General features: G+C 62.1%; 35 protein-coding genes. All 35 read left to right on the forward strand.

Going from position 1 to position 21381, the window contains the following annotated elements:
• Nucleotides 1-436: EF-Tu C-terminal domain-related protein (locus NKH60_RS27275; RefSeq protein WP_352502959.1), on the forward strand; the 436-nt coding region annotated here is incomplete at its 5' end.
• Nucleotides 437-499: 63 nt separating this feature from the next.
• Nucleotides 500-808 carry a 30S ribosomal protein S10 gene (rpsJ, locus tag NKH60_RS27280; protein ID WP_006205468.1) on the forward strand — a complete coding sequence of 103 codons (309 nt, stop codon included), beginning with the start codon at nt 500-502 and terminating at the stop codon, nt 806-808.
• 96 nt (nt 809-904) lie between these two features.
• Nucleotides 905-1633 carry a 50S ribosomal protein L3 gene (gene rplC, locus NKH60_RS27285; protein WP_352451050.1) on the forward strand — a complete coding sequence of 243 codons (729 nt, stop codon included), beginning with the start codon at nt 905-907 and terminating at the stop codon, nt 1631-1633.
• Nucleotides 1633-2253 carry a 50S ribosomal protein L4 gene (gene rplD, locus NKH60_RS27290; RefSeq protein WP_023675140.1) on the forward strand — a complete coding sequence of 207 codons (621 nt, stop codon included), beginning with the start codon at nt 1633-1635 and terminating at the stop codon, nt 2251-2253. Before rplC ends, rplD begins: the two co-directional genes overlap by 1 nt.
• A complete protein-coding gene (locus NKH60_RS27295; protein ID WP_023675139.1) occupies nt 2250-2543 on the forward strand; it encodes a 50S ribosomal protein L23 in 294 nt (97 codons plus the stop codon). The genes rplD and NKH60_RS27295 overlap by 4 nt, the downstream gene beginning before the upstream one ends.
• Before the next feature lie 22 nt (nt 2544-2565).
• Nucleotides 2566-3399, forward strand: a complete 834-nt coding sequence (rplB, locus tag NKH60_RS27300) for a 50S ribosomal protein L2 (protein WP_023675138.1) — start codon at nt 2566-2568, stop codon at nt 3397-3399.
• 16 nt (nt 3400-3415) lie between these two features.
• Nucleotides 3416-3694, forward strand: coding sequence for a 30S ribosomal protein S19 (rpsS, locus tag NKH60_RS27305; protein ID WP_006205463.1), 279 nt, complete (start codon nt 3416-3418; stop codon nt 3692-3694).
• 2 nt (nt 3695-3696) lie between these two features.
• Entirely contained in the window at nt 3697-4086 is a 390-nt protein-coding gene (gene rplV, locus NKH60_RS27310; protein WP_006205462.1) for a 50S ribosomal protein L22, read from the forward strand.
• Nucleotides 4086-4811: a 30S ribosomal protein S3 gene (gene rpsC / locus NKH60_RS27315; protein ID WP_023675137.1), complete on the forward strand. Its 726-nt coding sequence runs from the start codon at nt 4086-4088 to the stop codon at nt 4809-4811. Before rplV ends, rpsC begins: the two co-directional genes overlap by 1 nt.
• A gap of 27 nt (nt 4812-4838) precedes the next feature.
• Nucleotides 4839-5252 (forward strand): 50S ribosomal protein L16, encoded by a 414-nt coding sequence (gene rplP, locus NKH60_RS27320; RefSeq protein WP_006205460.1) that lies wholly within the window; start codon nt 4839-4841, stop codon nt 5250-5252.
• Between the two features lie 13 nt (nt 5253-5265).
• Entirely contained in the window at nt 5266-5466 is a 201-nt protein-coding gene (gene rpmC, locus NKH60_RS27325) for a 50S ribosomal protein L29 (protein WP_006205459.1), read from the forward strand.
• Between the two features lie 11 nt (nt 5467-5477).
• A complete protein-coding gene (rpsQ, locus tag NKH60_RS27330; protein WP_023675136.1) occupies nt 5478-5717 on the forward strand; it encodes a 30S ribosomal protein S17 in 240 nt (79 codons plus the stop codon).
• 82 nt (nt 5718-5799) lie between these two features.
• Nucleotides 5800-6168, forward strand: coding sequence for a 50S ribosomal protein L14 (gene rplN, locus NKH60_RS27335; RefSeq protein ID WP_006205457.1), 369 nt, complete (start codon nt 5800-5802; stop codon nt 6166-6168).
• Between the two features lie 12 nt (nt 6169-6180).
• A complete protein-coding gene (gene rplX, locus NKH60_RS27340) occupies nt 6181-6495 on the forward strand; it encodes a 50S ribosomal protein L24 (protein ID WP_254817150.1) in 315 nt (104 codons plus the stop codon).
• On the forward strand, nt 6488-7066 hold the full coding sequence (gene rplE, locus NKH60_RS27345) for a 50S ribosomal protein L5 (RefSeq protein WP_008875670.1): 579 nt from the start codon (nt 6488-6490) through the stop codon (nt 7064-7066). Before rplX ends, rplE begins: the two co-directional genes overlap by 8 nt.
• 27 nt (nt 7067-7093) lie before the next feature.
• Entirely contained in the window at nt 7094-7399 is a 306-nt protein-coding gene (gene rpsN / locus NKH60_RS27350; protein ID WP_352451046.1) for a 30S ribosomal protein S14, read from the forward strand.
• Nucleotides 7400-7411: 12 nt separating this feature from the next.
• Entirely contained in the window at nt 7412-7810 is a 399-nt protein-coding gene (rpsH, locus tag NKH60_RS27355; protein WP_006205453.1) for a 30S ribosomal protein S8, read from the forward strand.
• A gap of 89 nt (nt 7811-7899) precedes the next feature.
• Complete coding sequence (gene rplF / locus NKH60_RS27360; RefSeq protein ID WP_023675133.1) at nt 7900-8433, forward strand: 50S ribosomal protein L6; 534 nt, start codon at nt 7900-7902, stop codon at nt 8431-8433.
• An 86-nt stretch (nt 8434-8519) separates the two neighbouring features.
• A complete protein-coding gene (gene rplR / locus NKH60_RS27365; protein ID WP_352682670.1) occupies nt 8520-8879 on the forward strand; it encodes a 50S ribosomal protein L18 in 360 nt (119 codons plus the stop codon).
• An 83-nt stretch (nt 8880-8962) separates the two neighbouring features.
• On the forward strand, nt 8963-9526 hold the full coding sequence (gene rpsE / locus NKH60_RS27370) for a 30S ribosomal protein S5 (RefSeq protein WP_006333394.1): 564 nt from the start codon (nt 8963-8965) through the stop codon (nt 9524-9526).
• 24 nt (nt 9527-9550) lie between these two features.
• Nucleotides 9551-9748, forward strand: coding sequence for a 50S ribosomal protein L30 (rpmD, locus tag NKH60_RS27375; protein ID WP_006205449.1), 198 nt, complete (start codon nt 9551-9553; stop codon nt 9746-9748).
• A gap of 22 nt (nt 9749-9770) precedes the next feature.
• Nucleotides 9771-10244 (forward strand): 50S ribosomal protein L15, encoded by a 474-nt coding sequence (gene rplO, locus NKH60_RS27380; protein ID WP_292660428.1) that lies wholly within the window; start codon nt 9771-9773, stop codon nt 10242-10244.
• A 191-nt stretch (nt 10245-10435) separates the two neighbouring features.
• Nucleotides 10436-11776, forward strand: coding sequence for a preprotein translocase subunit SecY (gene secY / locus NKH60_RS27385; protein ID WP_352471807.1), 1341 nt, complete (start codon nt 10436-10438; stop codon nt 11774-11776).
• Complete coding sequence (locus tag NKH60_RS27390; RefSeq protein WP_352471809.1) at nt 11773-12384, forward strand: adenylate kinase; 612 nt, start codon at nt 11773-11775, stop codon at nt 12382-12384. The genes secY and NKH60_RS27390 overlap by 4 nt, the downstream gene beginning before the upstream one ends.
• 198 nt (nt 12385-12582) lie before the next feature.
• Nucleotides 12583-12951 carry a 30S ribosomal protein S13 gene (gene rpsM, locus NKH60_RS27395; protein WP_006205445.1) on the forward strand — a complete coding sequence of 123 codons (369 nt, stop codon included), beginning with the start codon at nt 12583-12585 and terminating at the stop codon, nt 12949-12951.
• Nucleotides 12952-13090: 139 nt separating this feature from the next.
• Nucleotides 13091-13480, forward strand: a complete 390-nt coding sequence (gene rpsK, locus NKH60_RS27400; protein WP_006205444.1) for a 30S ribosomal protein S11 — start codon at nt 13091-13093, stop codon at nt 13478-13480.
• Nucleotides 13481-13584: 104 nt separating this feature from the next.
• Nucleotides 13585-14595 carry a DNA-directed RNA polymerase subunit alpha gene (locus NKH60_RS27405; protein WP_023675128.1) on the forward strand — a complete coding sequence of 337 codons (1011 nt, stop codon included), beginning with the start codon at nt 13585-13587 and terminating at the stop codon, nt 14593-14595.
• Nucleotides 14596-14638: 43 nt separating this feature from the next.
• Nucleotides 14639-15070, forward strand: coding sequence for a 50S ribosomal protein L17 (rplQ, locus tag NKH60_RS27410; protein WP_023675127.1), 432 nt, complete (start codon nt 14639-14641; stop codon nt 15068-15070).
• Nucleotides 15071-15263: 193 nt separating this feature from the next.
• Entirely contained in the window at nt 15264-16751 is a 1488-nt protein-coding gene (locus tag NKH60_RS27415) for a DegQ family serine endoprotease (protein ID WP_352502954.1), read from the forward strand.
• A 43-nt stretch (nt 16752-16794) separates the two neighbouring features.
• The gene (locus NKH60_RS27420; protein WP_352682673.1) at nt 16795-18105 is read left to right on the forward strand and encodes a replication-associated recombination protein A; all 1311 of its coding nucleotides are present in this window, start codon (nt 16795-16797) and stop codon (nt 18103-18105) included.
• Nucleotides 18106-18241: 136 nt separating this feature from the next.
• Nucleotides 18242-19072 carry an aspartyl/asparaginyl beta-hydroxylase domain-containing protein gene (locus tag NKH60_RS27425; protein ID WP_352682675.1) on the forward strand — a complete coding sequence of 277 codons (831 nt, stop codon included), beginning with the start codon at nt 18242-18244 and terminating at the stop codon, nt 19070-19072.
• A gap of 31 nt (nt 19073-19103) precedes the next feature.
• Nucleotides 19104-19490 (forward strand): fluoride efflux transporter CrcB, encoded by a 387-nt coding sequence (crcB, locus tag NKH60_RS27430; RefSeq protein ID WP_352682677.1) that lies wholly within the window; start codon nt 19104-19106, stop codon nt 19488-19490.
• Nucleotides 19487-19987: a fluoride efflux transporter CrcB gene (gene crcB / locus NKH60_RS27435; protein ID WP_502907782.1), complete on the forward strand. Its 501-nt coding sequence runs from the start codon at nt 19487-19489 to the stop codon at nt 19985-19987. Before crcB (NKH60_RS27430) ends, crcB (NKH60_RS27435) begins: the two co-directional genes overlap by 4 nt.
• Nucleotides 19984-20322, forward strand: a complete 339-nt coding sequence (locus NKH60_RS27440; protein ID WP_352451038.1) for a DUF190 domain-containing protein — start codon at nt 19984-19986, stop codon at nt 20320-20322. The genes crcB (NKH60_RS27435) and NKH60_RS27440 overlap by 4 nt, the downstream gene beginning before the upstream one ends.
• A 62-nt stretch (nt 20323-20384) precedes the next feature.
• Entirely contained in the window at nt 20385-21365 is a 981-nt protein-coding gene (locus NKH60_RS27445; protein WP_352451037.1) for an RluA family pseudouridine synthase, read from the forward strand.
• The last annotated feature ends 16 nt before the right edge of the window (nt 21366-21381 follow it).

The raw sequence follows: 21381 nt of genomic DNA on the forward strand, positions 1-21381 counted from the left end.
GACCACCAAGACGACCTGCACGGGCGTCGAGATGTTCCGCAAGCTGCTCGACCAGGGCCAGGCCGGCGACAACATCGGCGCGCTGCTGCGCGGTGTCGACCGTGAAGGCGTCGAGCGCGGCCAGGTCCTGGCCAAGCCCGGCACCGTCAAGCCGCACAAGAAGTTCGTCGCCGAAGCCTACATCCTGACCAAGGACGAGGGCGGCCGCCACACGCCGTTCTTCACCAACTACCGTCCGCAGTTCTATTTCCGCACGACGGACGTGACCGGCATCGTGTCGCTGCCGGAAGGCACCGAGATGGTGATGCCGGGCGACAACATCACCGTCGACGTCGAGCTGATCGTGCCGATCGCCATGGAAGAGAAGCTGCGCTTCGCCATCCGTGAAGGCGGCCGCACCGTCGGTGCCGGCATCGTCGTCACCATCACAGAGTAATTTGGACTTAAATCGATCTGTCGCGGGCGCTGCCCGCGCCGCGCCAGAACAAGGAAGTGACGCATGAACGGACAGAATATCCGCATCCGCCTGAAGGCGTTTGATCACCGGGTGCTCGACGCCTCGACACGGGAAATCGTGTCGACCGCCAAGCGCACCGGCGCCAACGTCCGCGGCCCCATTCCGCTGCCGACGCGGATCGAAAAGTTCACGGTCAACCGGTCGCCTCACGTCGACAAGAAGAGCCGCGAGCAGTTCGAGATGCGCACGCACAAGCGTCTGCTCGACATTGTCGACCCGACCCCGCAGACAGTCGATGCTTTGATGAAGCTCGACCTGGCCGCCGGTGTCGACGTCGAGATCAAGCTGTAAGGAACCAGAGGTCAGCGGGGCGACCCGGAACTCTGAAGGAACAAGAGGCGTGGAGGGGCGACAGCCCCGACAGGGAACTCTAAAGGAATTGAACCGATGCGTTCAGGTGTGATTGCAAAGAAGGTGGGAATGACCCGCATCTACAACGATGCCGGGGAACATGTTCCCGTCACTGTTCTCCAGATGGAGAACTGCCAGGTCGTGGCGCAGCGCACGCAGGAGAAGAACGGCTATACCGCCGTCCAGCTCGGCGTTGGCCTTGCCAAGGTGAAGAACACGTCGAAGGCGATGCGCGGCCATTTCGCGACCGCTTCCGTCGAGCCCAAGGCCAAGGTTGCCGAGTTTCGCGTCTCTGCCGACAACATGATCGATGTTGGCGCCGAGATCACCGTCGAGCACTTCGTCGTCGGCCAGAAGGTCGATGTGACGGGCACCACGATCGGCAAGGGTTTCCAGGGCGTCATCAAGCGGCACCACATGGGTGGCGGCCGCGCAACGCACGGCAACTCGGTGTCGCACCGTACACACGGCTCGACCGGCCAGCGCCAGGATCCGGGCAAGGTGTTCAAGGGCAAGCATATGGCCGGCCACATGGGCGACACCCGCGTCACCACGCAGAATGTCGAGGTCGTCTCGACCGACGCCGATCGCGGCCTGATCCTGATCCGCGGTGCGGTCCCGGGTTCGAAGGGTGCATGGATCCTGGTCCGCGACGCGGCCAAGGTGGCGCTTCCGGCCAATGCGCCGAAGCCCGCCGCGATCCGCGCCCTTGCGACTGACGGTGCCGCCACGAACGAGGCCCCGGCCACAGAGGGAGCGGAATAATGGACCTCAAGATTACAACGCTTGGCGGCAAGGACGCCGGCAAGCTGAAGCTCTCCGAAGAGATTTTCGGCCTCGATCCGCGCGAGGACATCCTGCAGCGCGTCGTGCGCTGGCAGCTTGCCAAGAAGCAGCAGGGCACGCACAAGGCCAAGGGTCGCGCGGAAATCGCCCGCACCGGCGCCAAGATGTACAAGCAGAAGGGTACGGGCCGCGCCCGTCACCATTCGGCTCGCGCTCCGCAGTTCCGCGGCGGCGGCAAGGCCCACGGCCCGGTCGTGCGCAGCCACGAGCACGATCTGCCTAAGAAGGTGCGTGCGCTCGGCCTGAAGCATGCGCTTTCGGCCAAGGCCAAGAGCGCGTCGATCATCATCATCGACGAGCTGAAGCTGACCGAGGCCAAGACCAAGGCGCTGATCGCGAATTTCGCGACGCTGGGCCTGAGCAACGCCCTGGTGATTGGCGGCGCCGAGCTTGACAAGAACTTCAAGCTGGCAGCGACCAACATCCCGAACATCGACGTGCTGCCCATCCAGGGCATCAACGTCTACGACATTCTGCGCCGCGGCACGCTGGTCCTTTCCAAGGCCGCCGTCGAGGCTCTCGAGGAGCGCTTCAAATGACCGACCTTCGTCATTACGACGTGATCGTCTCGCCGGCGATCACCGAAAAGTCGACCATGGCTTCCGAGCAGAACCAGGTCGTCTTCAACGTCGCCAAGAAGGCGTCGAAGCCGGAAATCAAGGCCGCCGTCGAAGCGCTGTTCGGCGTCAAGGTGATGGCCGTGAACACGCTTGTCCGCAAGGGCAAGATCAAGCGCTTCCGCGGCACGATCGGCCGCCAGAGCGACGTCAAGAAGGCGGTTGTGACGCTGGCCGAAGGCCAGTCGATCGACGTCGCGACGGGTCTCTGAGCAAGGTCGCGAGGACAGAACAATGGCACTGAAAAAATTCAACCCGGTAACGCCGAGCACCCGTCAGCTGGTCATCGTCGATCGGTCGGGCCTCTACAAGGGCAAGCCCGTCAAGGGCCTGACCGAAGGCCTGACCAAGTCGGGCGGCCGCAACAATTACGGCCGCATCACAGCCCGCTTCATCGGCGGCGGTCACAAGCGCACCTACCGCATCATCGACTTCAAGCGCCGCAAGTTCGACGTCGTCGGCACGGTCGAGCGCATCGAGTACGATCCGAACCGCACCGCCTTCATCGCGCTGATCAAGTATGACGATGGCGAGCTGTCCTACATCATCGCCCCGCAGCGTCTGGCTCCCGGCGACAAGATCGTGGCCGGTGAATCGGTCGACGTGAAGCCGGGCAACGCGATGCCGCTGGCCTCGATGCCGGTCGGTACGATCGTCCACAATATCGAGCTGAAGCCCGGCAAGGGCGCTCAGGTCGCCCGTTCGGCCGGCGGTTATGGCCAGCTCGTCGGCCGCGACCAGGGCATGGCGATCCTGCGCCTCAATTCGGGCGAGCAGCGTGTCGTCCACGGCTCCTGCATGGCCACTGTCGGCGCCGTGTCTAACCCGGACCATGGCAACATCAATGACGGCAAGGCAGGCCGCACCGTGTGGCGCGGCAAACGTCCGCACAATCGCGGCGTGACCATGAACCCGGTCGACCATCCACATGGCGGCGGCGAAGGCCGCACCTCGGGTGGCCGCCATCCGGTTTCGCCCTGGGGCAAGCCGACCAAGGGCAAGAAGACGCGGTCCAACAAGGCGACCGACAAGTTCATCCTGCGCTCGCGCCATCAGCGCAAGAGCTAAGAAGAGGTAACGCCAAGTGACTCGTTCGATTTGGAAAGGCCCCTTCATCGACGGCTACCTTCTGAAGAAGGTGGACAAGGTTCGTGAAGGTGGTCGCAATGAGGTGATCAAGATGTGGAGCCGCCGCTCCACCATCCTGCCGCAGTTCGTCGGCTTCACCTTCGGTGTCTACAACGGCCAGAAGCACGTTCCCGTCTCGGTGAACGAGGACATGGTCGGTCACAAGTTCGGTGAATTCGCTCCGACCCGGACCTATTACGGTCACGGCGCGGATAAGAAGGCGAAGAGGAAATAATCATGGGCAAGGCCAAAGCTCCGCGCAGGCTTGCTGACAACGAAGCGCGCGCCGTGTTGCGCACGATCCGTATCAGCCCGCAGAAGCTGAACCTGGTTGCCGCGCTGATCCGCGGCAAGAAGGTCGCGACAGCGCTTTCCGACCTCGAATTCTCGGCCAAGCGGATTTCCGGCACGGTCAAGAAGACGCTGGAATCGGCGATCGCCAACGCGGAAAACAACCACGACCTCGACGTCGATGCGCTGATCGTGGCGGAAGCCTATGTCGGCAAGTCGATCGTCATGAAGCGGTTCCATGCCCGTGGCCGTGGGCGCGCCAGCCGTATCGAGAAGCCGTTCTCGCACCTCACGATCGTCGTTCGTGAAGTCGAAGAAAAAGGGGAGGCCGCATAATGGGCCAGAAAGTCAATCCGATCGGTCTGCGTCTCGGCATCAACCGCACCTGGGATTCGCGCTGGTTCGCGAACACCGGCGAGTACGGCAAGCTGCTGCACGAGGACATCAAGATCCGCAAATATCTTGAGAAGGAACTCAAGCAGGCTGCAATCTCGAAAGTCGTGATCGAGCGTCCGCACAAGAAGTGCCGCGTCACCATCCATGCGGCGCGTCCGGGCCTGATCATCGGCAAGAAGGGCGCCGACATCGAGAAGCTTCGCAAGAAGCTCATGGAGATGACCAAGTCCGAGACGCATCTGAACATCGTCGAAGTGCGCAAGCCGGAGATCGACGCGACCTTGGTCGCCCAGTCGATCGCCCAGCAGCTCGAGCGCCGCATCGCGTTCCGCCGCGCCATGAAGCGTGCCGTGCAGTCGGCGATGCGCCTCGGTGCCGAAGGCATCCGCATCAACTGCGCCGGCCGTCTCGGCGGCGCCGAGATCGCGCGCATGGAATGGTATCGCGAAGGCCGCGTGCCGCTGCATACGCTGCGTGCCGACGTCGACTACGGCACGGCCGAGGCGAATACGGCCTACGGCATCTGCGGCGTCAAGGTCTGGGTGTTCAAGGGCGAAATCCTCGAGCACGACCCGATGGCTTCGGAGCGCCGCGCCACCGAGGGCGATCATGCGCATGGCGGTGGTGGTGAGCGCGAACGCGGTCGCCGTCGCGAAAACGCGTAAGACATTTAGGAATTTGGAGTTAGAACGATGCTGCAGCCAAAGCGCACAAAGTTCCGCAAGCAGTTCAAGGGCCGCATCCACGGTACCGCCAAGGGCGGCACCAACCTGGATTTCGGCGGTTTCGGGCTGAAGGCGCTTGAGCCGAACCGCGTCACCGCGCGTGAGATCGAGGCGGCCCGCCGCGCGATCACCCGCGAGATGAAGCGTGCCGGCCGCGTGTGGATCCGTATCTTCCCGGACGTGCCGGTGACGTCGAAGCCGACCGAAGTCCGTATGGGTAAGGGCAAGGGCGCGGTCGACTACTGGGCGGCACGCGTCAAGCCGGGCCGCATCATGTTCGAGATCGACGGCGTCAACGAGGAAACCGCCCGTGAGGCGCTGCGTCTCGGCGCGGCCAAGCTCTCGGTCAGGACGCGCTTCGTACAGCGCATCGCAGAATAAGGACGGGCTGATCATGAAAGCCGAAGACATCCGGACCAAGACCCAGGACCAGCTGACCGACGACCTGGCCAGCCTGAAGAAGGAGCAGTTCAACCTGCGCTTCCAGAAGGCCACCGGCCAGCTTGAGAAGACCGCGCGCGTGAGGCAGGTCCGCAAGGACATTGCGCGTATCAAGACCATCGCTGCGGAAAAGTCCGCGGCCAAGAAGGCTTAAGGACGAAAACCATGCCAAAGCGCATTCTGCAGGGCACCGTCGTCAGCGACAAGAACGAGAAGACGGTTGTCGTCAAGGTCGAACGGCGCTTCACGCATCCCGTGATGAAGAAGACCGTGCGCATGACCAAGAAGTACAAGGCGCACGACGAGAACAACGCCCACAAGGTCGGCGATCAGGTGTTCATCCAGGAATCGAAGCCGATTTCCAAGGACAAGCGCTGGGTCGTGGTGTCTTCGGACCAGGCCTGATCAGGGCCAACGAAACGAATTTTGGACAGACCGGGGAGGGGTGAGAAACCCGTCCCGTTAGAAAAGAAGAAGGCGGCCAGTCATGATTCAGATGCAAACAAACCTCGACGTCGCGGATAATTCCGGCGCCCGTCGTGTCATGTGCATCAAGGTGCTGGGCGGCTCGAAGCGGAAATACGCTTCCGTGGGCGACATCATCGTGGTGTCGATCAAGGAAGCCATCCCGCGCGGCCGCGTCAAGAAGGGCGATGTGATGAAGGCGGTCGTGGTTCGCACGGCCAAGGACATCCGCCGCCCGGACGGCAGCGTGATCCGTTTCGACAAGAACGCAGCCGTTCTCGTCGACAACAAGAAAGAGCCGATCGGCACGCGTATCTTCGGACCGGTTCCGCGCGAACTCCGCGCCAAGAACCACATGAAGATCATCTCGCTCGCGCCTGAAGTGCTGTAAGGAGCCGGACCAATGCAGAAGATTAGAAAAGGCGACAAGGTCGTCGTGCTGGCCGGCAAGGACAAGGGCCGTTCGGGCGAAGTCCTCTCGGTACAGCCGAAGGACGACACCGCGCTGGTGCGCGGCGTCAACCTGATCCGTCGTCACCAGAAGCAGTCCCAGTCCCAAGAGGGCGGGATCATCACCAAGGAAGCGCCGATCCAGCTGTCGAACATCGCGCTGGCCGACCCCAAGGATGGCAAGCCGACCCGCGTCGGCTTCATCTTCCAGAAGGACGGCAAGAAGGTGCGCGTCGCCAAGCGCTCGGGAGAAGTCATCAATGGCTAAGGCTCAAACCAAGCAGGCAACTGCCCAGAACACGCCGCGCCTCAAGCAGGTCTACAACGAGACCATCCGCAAGGCGCTGCAGGAGCAGTTCGGCTACGAGAACGAGATGCAGGTTCCGCGCATCGACAAGATCGTGCTGAACATGGGCGTCGGCGAGGCGACCGGCGATTCGAAGAAGCCTTCGATCGCGGCGGAAGACCTTGCGATGATCGCCGGCCAGAAGGCCGTCGTCACCCGCGCCCGCAACTCGATCGCCGGCTTCAAGGTCCGCGAGAAGATGCCGATCGGCGCCAAGGTCACGCTGCGCAAGGAACGCATGTACGAGTTCCTCGACCGCCTCGTGAACATCGCACTGCCGCGCGTCCGCGACTTCCGCGGACTTAATCCGAAGAGCTTCGATGGCCGTGGCAACTATGCCATGGGCATCAAGGAACACATCGTGTTTCCGGAGATCAACTACGACAAGGTTGATCAGATCTGGGGCATGGACGTCATCGTTTGTACGACTGCGAAGACGGACGACGAAGCCAGGGCATTGCTCAAGGCCTTCAACTTCCCCTTCCGCCAGTAACGGCAGCGAGAAAAGGAAAAATCTGAAATGGCAAAGACCAGCTCAGTCGAGAAGAACAACAGGCGCCGCAAGCTTGCGGACCAGTTCGCTGCCAAGCGCGAGGTGCTCAAGGCGATCATCATGGATCAGTCCAAGCCGATGGAAGAGCGCTTCCGCGCCCAGCTGAAGCTTTCGGCGCTGCCGCGCAACTCGGCCAAGACCCGCATCCGCAACCGCTGCGAAGTCACCGGACGTCCGCGTGCCTATTATCGCAAGCTCAAAGTATCGCGTATCGCGCTTCGTGATCTCGGCAATAACGGCCAGATCCCGGGCCTGGTCAAGTCGAGCTGGTAAGGAGGACATAACATGTCATTGAGCGATCCTCTCGGCGATATGCTGACCCGCATCCGCAACGCATATGGCCGCAAGAAGTCGAGCGTTTCGACGCCGGCCTCGCGCCTGCGTACCCGCGTCCTCGACGTGCTGAAGGCGGAAGGCTATATCCGCGACTACAGCCAGACCGACTTCGACAACGGCAAGTCCGAAATCGAGATCGAGCTGAAGTATTTCGATGGTGCGCCGGTGGTGCGCGAAATCGCTCGGGTCTCGAAGCCCGGCCGCCGCGTCTACGTTTCGGCCAAGTCGATACCGCACGTCGCCAACGGCCTCGGCATCGCCATCCTTTCGACGCCGAAGGGCGTGATGGCCGACCACGAAGCGCGTGAACAGAATGTCGGCGGGGAAATCCTCTGCCAGATCTTCTGATCTGGTATGTGACCCGGTTGGAAACAGGTTTTCGGGATCTAGTCCCGAAAGCCGAGACCTGAAACAAGAGAAGTGACGAGGACAACAAAATGTCTCGTATTGGAAAGAAACCCGTTTCGCTGCCGCAGGGCGTGACCGCCACCGTCAACGGCCAGACCGTGACGGCGAAGGGTCCGAAGGGCGAGCTGAAGTTCGTGGTGAACGACGAAGTGCTGGTCAAGATGGAAGGCAGCGAGATCGCTGTCCAGCCGCGCGACCAGACCAAGACTGCCCGTTCCAAGTGGGGCATGTCACGCACGCAGATCGTCAACATCCTGCAGGGCGTCAAGGACGGCTTCGAAAAGAAGCTCGAGATCACCGGCGTCGGCTATCGTGCCGCCATGCAGGGCAAGAACCTGCAGCTGGCGCTCGGCTTCAGCCATGACGTCGTCTACGAGACGCCGCAGGGCGTGACGATTTCGGTGCCGAAGCCGACGGAAATCACGGTGACCGGCATCGATAAGCAGCAGGTCGGCCAGGTTGCCGCCGAGATCCGCGAGTATCGCAGCCCCGAGCCCTACAAGGGCAAGGGTGTCCGCTATGCCGGCGAGAAGATCGTCCGCAAGGAAGGCAAGAAGAAGTAATTTTAACGCCGCGGGGAGCGGTCGCGGGAGGCTCGTCCTACCGCATATGGTTGCCCCCGTTTTTTTGAAGGCAAGGAACTGATATCATGGGCTCGAAAGAATCCACCCAACGCCGCGCCCAGCGCGTCCGCCGCCAGATCAAGAAGGTTGCCGGCGAACGTCCGCGCTTGTCGGTCCATCGCACGTCGAAGAACATCTATGTCCAGGTGATCGACGACGCCAAGGGCCACACCATCGCGGCTGCTTCGACGCTCGAGAAGGAGCTCAAGGGCTCGCTCAAGACCGGCGCCGACACGGCGGCCGCCGCTGCCATCGGCAAGCTGATCGCCGAGCGTGCCTCGAAGGCCGGCGTCAAGGAAGTCGTCTTCGACCGCGGCGCCTACATCTACCACGGCCGTGTCAAGGCGCTTGCCGAGGCTGCCCGTGAAGGTGGTCTGAGCTTCTAAAAACGAAATTCGCCCCCGGCGACCCACAGAGGCGCCGGATATCATCATCAACCGTGCTTCCGGAAAAAAACAAGGAACAGGATATGGCACAGGAACGTAGGGATGGCGGCCGCGGCCGTGATCGCGAAGAGCGCGACGACGGCATGGTCGACAAGCTCGTCCACATCAACCGTGTCGCCAAAGTCGTCAAGGGCGGCCGGCGCTTCGGCTTTGCGGCACTTGTTGTCGTCGGCGACCAGAAGGGCCGCGTCGGCTTCGGCCACGGCAAGGCGCGCGAAGTGCCGGAGGCGATCCGCAAGGCGACCGAATCGGCCAAGCGCGACATGATCTTCGTGCCGCTGCGCTCAGGCCGCACGCTGCACCACGACGTCGAGGGACGCTGGGGTGCGGGACGCGTTCTGCTGCGCGCCGCCAAGCAAGGTACCGGCATCATCGCCGGCGGCCCGATGCGCGCCGTTTTCGAAACGCTCGGCATGCATGACGTGGTCGCCAAGTCGATGGGTTCTTCGAACCCCTACAACATGGTTCGTGCCACGTTCGACGCGCTGAAGAGCCAGATGCATCCGAAGGATGTGGCTGCCGCGCGCGGCATCAAGTATTCGACCCTTCAGGCCCGCCGCGGCACCGCCGTTGCGGCTGAAGAATAGTCGACGCTGACCAGGGATTTGACCATGGCCAAGAAAGCAACCAAGACCATCACCGTCGAGCAGATCGGTTCGCCGATCCGCCGGCCGAAGGAGCAGCGCGCAACGCTGGTCGGCCTCGGCCTCAACAAGATGCACAAGCAGCGCACGCTGGAGGATACGCCCTCGGTGCGCGGCATGATCGCTGCCGTCCAGCATCTCGTCCGCGTCGTGGACGAGGGCTGAACCAGAGCGCAGGAGAACCCAGATGAAACTCAATGATCTGCGTGACAAGGACGGCGCGACGCACTCCAAGAAGCGTCTCGGCCGTGGCATCGGCTCCGGTTCGGGCAAGACCGCCGGTCGCGGCGTCAAGGGCCAGAAGGCGCGCTCCGGCGTCGCCGTCAACGGCTTCGAGGGTGGCCAGATGCCGCTCTACCGCCGCCTGCCGAAGCGCGGCTTCAACAATATCTTCGCCAAGAGCTTCACCGTCGTGTCGCTGGCCCGCATCCAGGCGGCGCTCGATGCCAAGAAGCTCGACGCCAAGACAGTTGTAACGGCCGAGGCGCTGGTTGCGGCTGGCGTCATCCGTCGCGTCAAGGACGGCGTGCGCATCCTTTCAGACGGCGACATCAAGGCCAAGCTTGCCTTCGACGTGGCCGGAGCCTCCAAGGCCGCGATCGAGAAGATCGAAAAGGCCGGCGGCTCGGTGAAGCTGCCTGAGAAGGCAGCCGCCGAGTAACGGCAATTTGAAGCACGGCCGGCAAAGGTGGAATTCGGTTTTGCCTGCGGTTGTGCTTTGATCCGACAGATGTGACGGCCGCATCAACGCGGCCGCTTGCATGTTTGCAGTCCGGAGCTTATCTCGTGAGTTTCGGTGACACGCGCCGCCTGAGCTGCGGGCATCGAGCGTGACCAAGCGGAGAATCAGGCATGGCTTCGGCTGCTGAACAACTAGCCTCGAATCTGAATTTCTCGGCCTTCGCCAAGGCCGAGGATCTGAAGAAGCGCATCTGGTTCACCATCGGCGCGCTGCTCGTCTACCGTCTTGGCACCTATATCCCGCTGCCCGGCATCAATCCGGACGCCTTTGCCCACGCCTTCTCGTCGCAGAGCAAGGGCGTGCTTGGCATGTTCAATATGTTTGCAGGCGGTGCCGTGCAGCGCATGGCGATCTTTGCCCTCGGCATCATGCCCTATATCTCCGCCTCCATCATCATGCAGCTGATGACCTCGGTCATTCCGTCGCTGGAAGCGCTGAAGAAGGAAGGCGAGCAGGGCCGCAAGATTATCAACCAGTATACGCGCTACGGGACCGTGCTTCTGGCGCTGGTCCAGGCCTACGGCATTTCGGTCGGGCTCGAGGGCGGAAACGGCATCGTCAACGATCCCGGCATCTTTTTCCGCATCTCGACCGTCGTCACGCTGGTCGGCGGCACCATGTTCCTGATGTGGCTCGGCGAGCAGATCACCGCCCGCGGCATCGGCAACGGCATTTCGCTGATCATCTTCTCCGGCATTGTCGCCGGCCTGCCGCGCGCCATCTCCGGTACCTTGGAGCTAGGCCGCACCGGAGCGCTGTCGACCGGCCTGATCCTGGCGATCATCGTGCTCGCCATTATCGTTATCGGCCTGATCGTCTTTTTCGAGCGCGCCCAGCGCCGCTTGCTGATTCAGTACCCCAAGCGCCAGGTCGGCAATCGCATGTTCCAGGGCGATACCTCGCATCTGCCGCTGAAGCTCAACACATCCGGCGTCATTCCGCCGATCTTCGCTTCGTCGCTATTGCTGCTGCCGGCGACCGTCGCCGGTTTCTCGCAGACGACGAACATGCCCGCTTGGGCCAGCACCATCCTGGCGTCGCTCGGTCATGGCCAGCCGCTCTACATGGCCTTCTACGCGGCGATGATCGTGTTCTTCGCCTTCTTCTACACGGCGATCGTCTTCAACCCGAAGGACACCGCCGACCAATTGAAGAAGCATTCGGGCTTCATCCCGGGCTATCGCCCGGGCGAGCGCACCGCGGACTATATTGACTATGTGCTCACCCGCATCACCGTCGTCGGCGCCATCTATCTGGTGCTGGTGTGTCTGCTGCCCGAGTTCCTGATTTCAGCGACTGGCGTACCGTTCTACCTTGGTGGCACTTCGCTCCTGATCGTGGTCAGTGTAACGCTCGATACGGTGGCGCAGATTCAGGGTCACCTGATCGCGCACCAGTATGAGGGCCTGATCAAGAAGTCGAAGCTGCGCGGGGGGAAAAAGGCCAGATGAGGTTGATATTGCTTGGACCGCCGGGGGCGGGCAAGGGGACACAAGCACTGAGACTGGTAGAACGACACGGCATCCCACAGCTTTCCACGGGGGACATGCTGCGTGCTGCTGTCCAGGCCGGCACCGAAGTCGGCAAGCGCGCCAAAGCGGTGATGGACGCTGGCGAACTGGTGTCAGACGCTATCGTCAACGCCATCGTAGCAGAGCGCATCGATCAAGCTGATTGCGCAAACGGCTTCATCCTTGACGGGTATCCCCGAACTCTGGTGCAAGCGGACGCCGTTGAGGAAATGCTGTCGGATCGCGGACTGGAGCTAGACGCGGTCATCGAATTTGTCGTCGACGACAAGGCGCTGGTTGGCCGAATCGTCAAGCGAGCCGAAGAAGCCAAGGCCGCAGGCCTGCCGGTGCGCAAAGACGACAGTCCAGCGGTGTTCGAAGAACGCTTGAGGGAATATTACAAGAAAACCTCGCCGCTGATCGGCTACTACTACGCCAAGGGTAAACTCAGGGGCGTCGATGGCATGGCCGACATCGATGCGGTGACGCAGCAGATCGAGGCGGTGCTCAGGGCGACGACCCGGCGGGTTGGCCAGGCGGCCGGCTAGAGAATCGAACGATTGCGCTTGACTGGAGCGGTCCGCTGGGGTATGGCGGCCCGTCTTCCTATCAGGCATGAGGCTTGCTTGTCCGCAAGGGCAAGGCAGGCCGCTTTGAACTGGAAACTCCCGCAAGGGCCGGCCTCCACCGGACGCGGGGCAACTTGAAGCGCCGGCTCGCCCGGCCTATATGGAGAAGAGAAGAACATGGCTCGTATAGCCGGCGTCAACATTCCGACCAACAAGCGCGTTGTCATTGCGCTTCAATACATTCACGGCATTGGCAAGAAGTTCGCCCAGGAGATCGTCGACAAGGTCGGCATCCCGGCCGAGCGCCGCGTCAACCAACTGACCGACGCGGAAGTGCTGCAGATCCGCGAGACCATCGACCGCGACTACCAGGTCGAGGGCGACCTGCGCCGCGAAGTGTCGATGAACATCAAGCGGCTCATGGACCTCGGCTGCTACCGCGGCCTGCGTCACCGCCGCTCGCTGCCGGTTCGTGGTCAGCGCACGCATACCAATGCGCGCACCCGCAAGGGCCCGGCCAAGTCGATTGCCGGAAAGAAGAAGTAATTTAGGGCAGTAAGGGAGTAGGGCAGTAAGGCAATAGGGACGGCAGACATACTGCCCTACTGCCATATTCCCCTACTGCCTTCTCCCTGGTGGAGCCGCTGGCATTACGGCGGTGTAGAGATCAACTGAAAGGACCATCATGGCCAAGGAAGCCGCTCGTGTTCGCCGTCGCGAACGCAAGAACATCTCGTCGGGCGTTGCCCACGTCAATTCGACCTTCAACAACACGATGATCACCATCACCGACGCGCAGGGTAACTCGATTGCCTGGTCGTCGGCCGGAGCCCAGGGCTTCAAGGGATCGCGCAAGTCGACCCCGTTCGCTGCCCAGATGGCCGCAGAAGATGTTGCCAAGAAGGCCCAGGAACACGGCATGCGCATGCTCGAGGTCGAGGTCTGTGGACCCGGCTCCGGTCGTGAATCGGCGCTGCGCGCGCTGCAGGCTGCCGGCTTCACCATCACCTCGATTCGTGATGTGACGCCGATCCCGCACAATGGCTGCCGCCCGCGCAAGAAGCGCCGCGTCTAAAGAATTTACCGAACGCCGCGCGAGCGCCTCAAGGGCGCTCCTCCACGGCATTCCAGGTCGCCCGCCACGATTGGATGGTGGCGGGACAACGGAAGGAAAGCACTATGATCCAGAAAAATTGGCAAGAACTGATCAAGCCGAACAAGATCGAGTTCTCGTCGAAGAAGAAGACGCTGACCACGCTGGTCGCCGAGCCGCTCGAGCGCGGCTTCGGCCTCACCCTAGGCAACGCGCTGCGCCGCGTGCTTCTGTCTTCGCTGCGTGGCGCGGCTGTAACCGCCGTGCAGATCGACGGCGTTCTGCATGAATTCTCGTCCATCGCCGGCGTCCGCGAGGACGTGACCGACATCGTTTTGAACATCAAGGAAATCGCCATCCGCATGGAAGGCGACGGCCCCAAGCGCATGGTCGTCCGCAAGCAGGGACCGGGCGCGGTTCTCGCCGGCGACATCCAGACGGTCGGCGACGTCGAGATCCTCAATCCCGACCACGTCATCTGCACGTTGGACGAAGGCGCTGAAATCCGCATGGAATTCACCGTCGATACCGGCAAGGGCTATGTGCCGGCCGACCGTAACCGCGCCGAGGACGCGCCGATCGGGCTGATCCCCGTCGACAGCCTGTATTCGCCGGTCAAGAAGGTCTCGTACAAGGTCGAGAACACCCGCGAGGGCCAGGTTCTCGACTATGACAAGCTGACCATGACCATCGAGACCGACGGTTCGATTTCGGGCGAGGACGCGGTGGCCTTCGCCGCTCGCATCCTGCAGGACCAGCTCGGCCTGTTCGTCAATTTCGACGAGCCGCAGAAGGAAGTCGCTGCCGAACAGGTTACCGAGCTTGCCTTCAACCCGGCGCTGCTCAAGAAGGTCGACGAACTCGAGCTTTCGGTGCGTTCGGCCAACTGCCTGAAGAACGATAACATCGTCTATATCGGCGATCTGATCCAGAAGACCGAAGCCGAGATGCTGCGCACCCCGAACTTCGGCCGCAAATCGCTGAACGAGATCAAGGAAGTCCTGGCGGCGATGGGCCTTCATCTCGGCATGGAAGTGCCGGACTGGCCGCCGGAAAACATCGAAGACCTCGCCAAGCGTTACGAAGATCAATATTGAGGCTTGAGAGAGCCTCTTGAACCCGCAATGAAGGAGAAGAGCCATGCGCCACGGATTTAAAGGCCGCCGGTTCGCCCGCAGCATAAGCCATCGCAAGTCGATGTTTGCCAACCTTGCCGTGTCGCTTATCGAGCACGAGCAGATTCTCACCACGCTGCCGAAGGCGAAGGATTTGCGTCCGATCGTCGAGAAGCTGGTGACGCTCGGCAAGCGCGGCGACCTGCACGCTCGCCGCCAGGTGATTGCCCAGATCGGCAATGAAGGCGTCGTCAAGCGCCTGTTCGATACCATCGCGCCGCGCTACGCCACCCGCAATGGCGGCTATCTGCGCATCATGAAGGCGGGCTTCCGCCACGGTGACAATGCCGCAATGGCCGTCATCGAATTCGTCGACCGCGACACCTCGGCCAAGGGCGCCGGCGACCGTGCCCGCATCGAGGCCGAAGGCACCGAAGAGGAAGCCGCAGCCGCATAAGGCTCGGTTTTTCTGAGAAGTTCAAAAGGGGCCTCCGGGCCCCTTTTTCTGTTTCCGAAGGTACCGGGCAGGGCTGGTAGGGGTTTTGTCACCGGTTTTTGCGACGACTACCCAAAATAATCGGATTTCAGCGGCTTAGCCTTTCATTTTGCACAATCGTCAGGACAATGGCGCCCGACTTGGAGGATTCGGAATGCGCGTTAAACGGCTGTCCCTTGTTCTGATCTGCGCCTTGATGGCGCTGGCCATCGTGCCGGCGGCCAGGCACGCGCTGGCGGAGGAGAACAAGCCAGACCCCGGTTTGTCCGACGTGCTGACGGATCTATTGCATGGCGTCGAAGGCGAAAACGCCACTTCCGGCCCCGACAAGCGCGTGCCGTTCGGCCGCGAGGAGGTGCAACTGTCCTTCGCGCCGCTGGTCAAGCAGACAGCGCCGGCCGTGGTCAATGTCTACGCCTCGCAAACCGCCAAGGTGACGTCGCCCTTCGACGGCGATCCGTTCTTCGAGGAGTTCTTCGGCCGCTCGCAGCCGCGCGCGCAGTCTTCGCTCGGTTCGGGGGTGCTGGTCGATCCCACCGGCGTCGTGGTCACCAATTTCCACGTCGTCAAGAACGCTGACCAGGTCAAGGTAGCGACCGCCGACGGGCGCGAATTCGACAGCAAGGTGCTGCTCAAGGATGAGACGCTCGACCTCGCCGTGCTCAAGATTTCTTCTGACAAGCCGTTCCCGGTGATCGCTATCGGCGATTCCGACGCGCTCGAGGTCGGCGATCTGGTGCTGGCGATCGGCAATCCGTTCGGTGTCGGCCAGACCACCACCAGCGGCATCATTTCGGCGGTGGCGCGCAGCCATATCGGCGTCTCCGATTCCAGCTTCTTCATCCAGACCGACGCCGCCATCAACCCCGGCAATTCCGGTGGCGCGCTGGTCAACATGGGAGGGCAGCTGATCGGCATCAACACGGCGATCTATAGCCGTAGCGGCGGCTCGATCGGCATCGGCTTTGCCATCCCTTCGAACATGGTTCGCGCCTTCGCCGACGCGGCCAAGGCCGGGCTCGACTTCTTCGAGCGGCCGTATGCCGGTGCCGAGTTCGAGGCGGTGACGCCGCAGATTGCCGAATCGCTCGGCATTGACAAACCGACCGGTGCGCTGGTTTCTTCGGTCGAAGAGGCGGGACCCGCCGCCAAGGCAGGGCTCAAGCCTGGCGACGTGGTGCTGTCGCTCAACGGCAAGCCGGTCGAGAGCGTCGGGGCGCTGGACTACCGCATGGCGACGCTGTCGATTGGTACGAATGCCAGCTTCGGCGTCCTGAGCAAGGGTCAGCAGGCGACGATGGACATCGCCCTGGAACGACCGCCCGAAGGCGCCAAGGCTGCGGAGCTCACATTGCGCGGGCGTAGCCCGTTTTCGGGTGCCAAAGTCGCTGAACTGTCGCCACGGCTTGCCCAACGGCTCGGTCTGCGCACCGATGTCAAAGGCGTCACCGTGGTCGACATCAACCGCGATTCGCCCGCTGCCGATTTTGGCTTCCAGCCAGGGGACATCGTGCGTGAGGTCAATGGCCTGACGATCGACAAGGCGGCGACCTTGGAGCAGGTAGCCCAGCAGGATACGCGCTGGTGGCGCTTTACCGTCGAGCGGGGCGGGCAGATACTGCGCCAGGTGTTGCGTTACTGAGCCCGACCGTCAGCATGATCGGGCTCCAGGCAGAAGAAGTTGCATGGCCGATCTGTTCAGTGTCGATGACCCGGAAAAGACGCCGCCCGGCAGGCCGCTGGCGGATCGTCTGCGCCCGAAGAACCTCGGCGAGGTCGTCGGCCAGGAGCATCTGACCGGACCCGACGGCGCGCTGACGCGGCTGATCGGTTCCGGCTCGCTGGGCTCGATGATCTTCTGGGGCCCGCCCGGCACTGGCAAGACCACGGTCGCACGGCTGCTTGCCGGCGAGACAAGCCTCGCCTTCGAACAGATCTCGGCGGTGTTTTCCGGCGTTGCCGACCTGAAGAAAGTGTTCGAGGCAGCGAAGCTGCGCCGCTCGAACGGCCGCCAGACACTGCTGTTCGTCGACGAGATCCATCGCTTCAACCGCGCCCAGCAGGACAGTTTTCTGCCCGTGATGGAAGACGGCACCGTCGTGCTGGTCGGCGCCACCACGGAGAATCCATCCTTCGAGCTAAACGCCGCGCTTTTGTCGCGCGCGCGTGTGCTGGTCTTTCACTCACTCGGCGAGGACAGTATCGCCAAGCTGCTGGCGCGGGCCGAGGAGGCAGAGGGCAGGGCGCTGCCGCTCGATGAAGACGCGCGGGCGATGCTCATTCGCATGAGCGACGGCGACGGCCGCGCGGCATTGACGCTCGCCGAAGAGGTCTGGCGCGCAGCGAAATCAAAGGAGGTGTTCGGCGCCGAAGCTCTGCAGCGCATCGTCCAGCGCCGCGCGCCGATCTACGACAAGGGACAGGACGGCCACTACAATTTGATCTCCGCCTTGCACAAATCGGTGCGCGGCTCCGACCCCGACGCGGCACTCTACTATCTCGCCCGCATGTTCGACGCCGGCGAAGATCCGCTTTATCTCGGGCGCCGGTTGGTGCGCATGGCGATGGAGGATATCGGGCTGGCCGACCCGCAGGCGCTCGTCGTCGCTAACGCCGCCAAGGACGCCTATGACTATCTGGGCTCGCCCGAGGGCGAACTGGCCTTCGCTGAGGCGACCGTCTATCTCGCCACCGCGCCGAAATCCAATGCAGTTTATACCGCGTTCAAGGCCGCCACACAGGCGGCGAAGGAATTCGGTTCGCTGCTGCCGCCCAAGCACATTCTCAATGCTCCGACCAAGCTGATGAAACAGGAAGATTACGGCGCCGGCTATCGCTACGACCACGACGAGCCGGACGCTTTTTCCGGCCAGGACTATTTTCCGGAGAAGATGGGAAGGCAGACATTCTACGACCCGCCCGAGCGCGGCTTCGAGCGCGATATCAGGAAGCGGCTGGATTATTGGGCGAAGCTGCGCAGCGAGCGGGAAAAGTAGCTGCCAGTCGCACACTGGTGTGATCGCCGTTGTCTGGCGGGATAAAAAACCCTATCAAGGTGCGCCTTCGGCCGGCGGACAGGCCAGAAACGTACCAACGATATTCAGAACGGAATCGCGCCTGGCGCGTGGAAAAATGACAAAAAGAACTCGTAAGACCCTCCGGAAATTCGCCATAGCGATCCCGCTGCTGGCGCTCGGCTTCTATTTCATTCCCATCCTGACGACAATTTTCATTGTCCTCGGCCTGATCGACGTGTTGCGCAACGACAACAAGAGCTGGGCCCTGTTCAGTGGTTATTTCCTCGGCAACGGCATCTTCACCTGGCTGCTTTCGCCCTTCAATCTGCTGGTCGATCTGCTGTGCTACAGAAACCGCGGTGTCTGGAAACTGGACCAGTTTCCTCCGGACTATCAGCGTGAGGTCAACGAGGTTCTGGACGTCTTCAAAGCGCGCAAGGACGAGATCATCGCCGATATCGACGCCAATTTCGGCAGCGGCCGGCGCGGCATGTATGTCTACCAGTGGTATGGCAAGCACAAAATCGACAACGTTGCCGAATTCAACAAGGATTTCAAATACATCAAGACCATCGCCGTGTCGGTGTTCAGGGGCAGGGAATCGACCTCCTGGCATTTCGGACCGCTGCGGCTCAGCCTGCGCATTCTCTACAATCTTCTCCCGGTGAAGGCCGAGGTTTTCGTCGAGTGCAACAACGCCAGGAACTACTGGCACGACAATCCGCTCTATATTTTCGACGACACGCTGCTGCACCGATCGGTCAACGAATATGATGGGCGCCGCTACTGCGTGTTCATGGACATCATCCGGCCATCGCCATTTCCCGGCCTGATTGCCGCTCTTCTCGCCATCGTTTCGGTCAACGTCGAGCGCATCAATGCCATGTTCTACAAGAACTGGAAGATGATCGGTTCCAGCAAGCCGAAGAAGGCCGGAGCCGCCTGACACCATGGTGTGACCGGCGCGAGGGAGCACGATGTATCATCTGTTGCTTGTCTGCCTTGGTGGCGCGATCGGTGCAATGGGCCGCTTCTTCCTGTCCGGCTTCGTCGCCCGCCGGGTCGGCGAGACCTTTCCCTGGGGCACTATGGCCGTCAATGTCTCGGGAGCGTTTGCAATCGGCGTCGTTGCGCATGCGGTGGCGCGCGACGGCATGCCCGCCATCTGGGCCTTTACCGTTACCGGCGGCCTCGGCTGCTATACCACGGTTTCTTCCTTCAGCGTGCAGACGCTGGCGCTGGCGCGCGAGGGCGAATGGCGGCGCGCCGGCGGAAATGTGCTGCTTTCGGTTTTTCTGAGCCTCGGCGGCGTGACGCTGGGCTTTGCCGCCGGAAGTCTTCTGATTGGCGGCGGGGCGCGGTGAGCGGCCCGCGGAAGCTCCGCCACGACGGGACGGACACTGCCGCGGCAGGGCATGCGGCGCGCCTCATTGGCCGTCGCAGAACCAACGAAACGGTTCGGCTCTATGCGACCGTGGCCGCAGGCAGCATGATCGGCGGTGTGTTGCGGGCGCTTGCCTCATCGACGAGCACTGCCCTGTGGGGCGCTGGATTTCCCTTCGGCACGCTCCTCGTCAATATTGTTGGCTCGTTCCTCATCGGCTTCTACGCGACATTGACGGGACCGGATGGTCGCGTCTTCGCCGGTCCGCTGCAACGTCAATTCTTCATGGCCGGCTTCTGCGGCGGCCTGACGACCTTCTCCGCTTTCAGCCTTGAAACACTCATCCTCGCGCAAGGCGGGAGGTTTGTGGCCGCGGGACTCAATATCGCGATCTCCGTGGTGGCCTGGCTTGCCGCCGTCTGGCTTGGCCACATCTTTGCAGTTCGGCTCAACCGGCTGAGAGGGTCCAGGCAATGAAGATACCAACACAGGCACAATTGCTGCGCATCTTTATCGGCGAAAACGACAGGGCAGATGGCCGTCCGCTGTATGAGGTTATTGTGCTGAGGGCCCGCGAAATGCAGATAGCCGGCGCGACCGTCCTGCGCGGCGCGATGGGGTTCGGCCATTCCAGCCGGCTTCACACCACGAAGATCCTCCGCCTATCGGAGGATCTGCCACTCGTCATCGAGATCGTCGATGACGAGGAAAAATTGGCCGCTTTCCTGCCCGTGCTTGAAACAATCATGACAAGTGGTTTGATTACGCTGGAGAAAGTTCAGGTTCTGCAATATGGAACCGACAACGAATAAGCGAGTGAGATTGCGGGTACCGGCGAATGCCGTTGCATGCCTGCAAAACGGCGATTGGAATCATGGCAGGCGTTGAACAGATCACAGTGGACGCCGGCGAGGCGGGCATGCGGCTCGACCGCTGGTTCAAGAGCCATTTCCCCGGTCTCGGTTTCGGTCATCTGCAGAAGCTGCTGCGTTCCGGCCAGATCCGCGTCGACGGCGGCAGGGTGAAGGCCGATACCCGCGTCGAAGCCGGCCAGACGGTGCGTGTGCCGCCGCTCGAAGTCGACAAGAAAGGTGAAAGCCCGCTCACCGGTCATTCGATCCGCAACCAGGGCGACGCCGACGTTTTGGCAAAGATGCTGATCCATGAGGACCCGAAGGTCTTCGTCTTCAACAAGCCGGCCGGCCTGGCAGTGCAGGGCGGCTCGGGCGTCACCCGCAATGTCGACGACATGCTGGAAGCCTGGCGCAACCAGAAGGGCGAGAAGCCGCGCCTGGTGCACCGGCTCGACCGCGATACGTCGGGTGTGCTGGTTGTCGCCCGTACAAGGCTCGCCGCCATGAAGCTCGCCGAAGCGTTCCGGGCGCGTGAGACGAAGAAAACCTACTGGGCACTGGTCAAGGGCGTGCCGCCGAAGCGCGAGGACAAGATCTCGACCTGGCTGATCAAAGAACCGACGCCCGACGGCGATCGTGTGCGTATCGCCAAGCATGGCGAAAAGGGCGCCGATCACGCCGTCTCCTATTACCGCATAGTCGAGCAGGCGGCGCAGACGCTGTCCTGGCTGGAAATGGAACCCTATACCGGGCGCACCCACCAGCTTCGCGTCCATGCCGCCCATATCGGTTGCCCGATCATCGGCGACCCCAAATATTTCGAGGCCGACACCAATTGGGATTTTCCAGGCGGCATGCAGAACCGGCTGCATCTGCACGCGCGCCGCATCGTTATCCCGCATCCCGACAAGGGCTTTGTCGACGTCACCGCACCGATGCCGCCGCATATGCGCCAGAGCTGGAACCTGCTCGGTTTCGACGAGCAGAGTGCCGAGGACTAGCGCTGGTGGGCGTCGC

This window comes from Mesorhizobium sp. M1006, from assembly GCF_040318825.1.
In the GTDB taxonomy this organism is placed as follows: domain Bacteria; phylum Pseudomonadota; class Alphaproteobacteria; order Rhizobiales; family Rhizobiaceae; genus Mesorhizobium.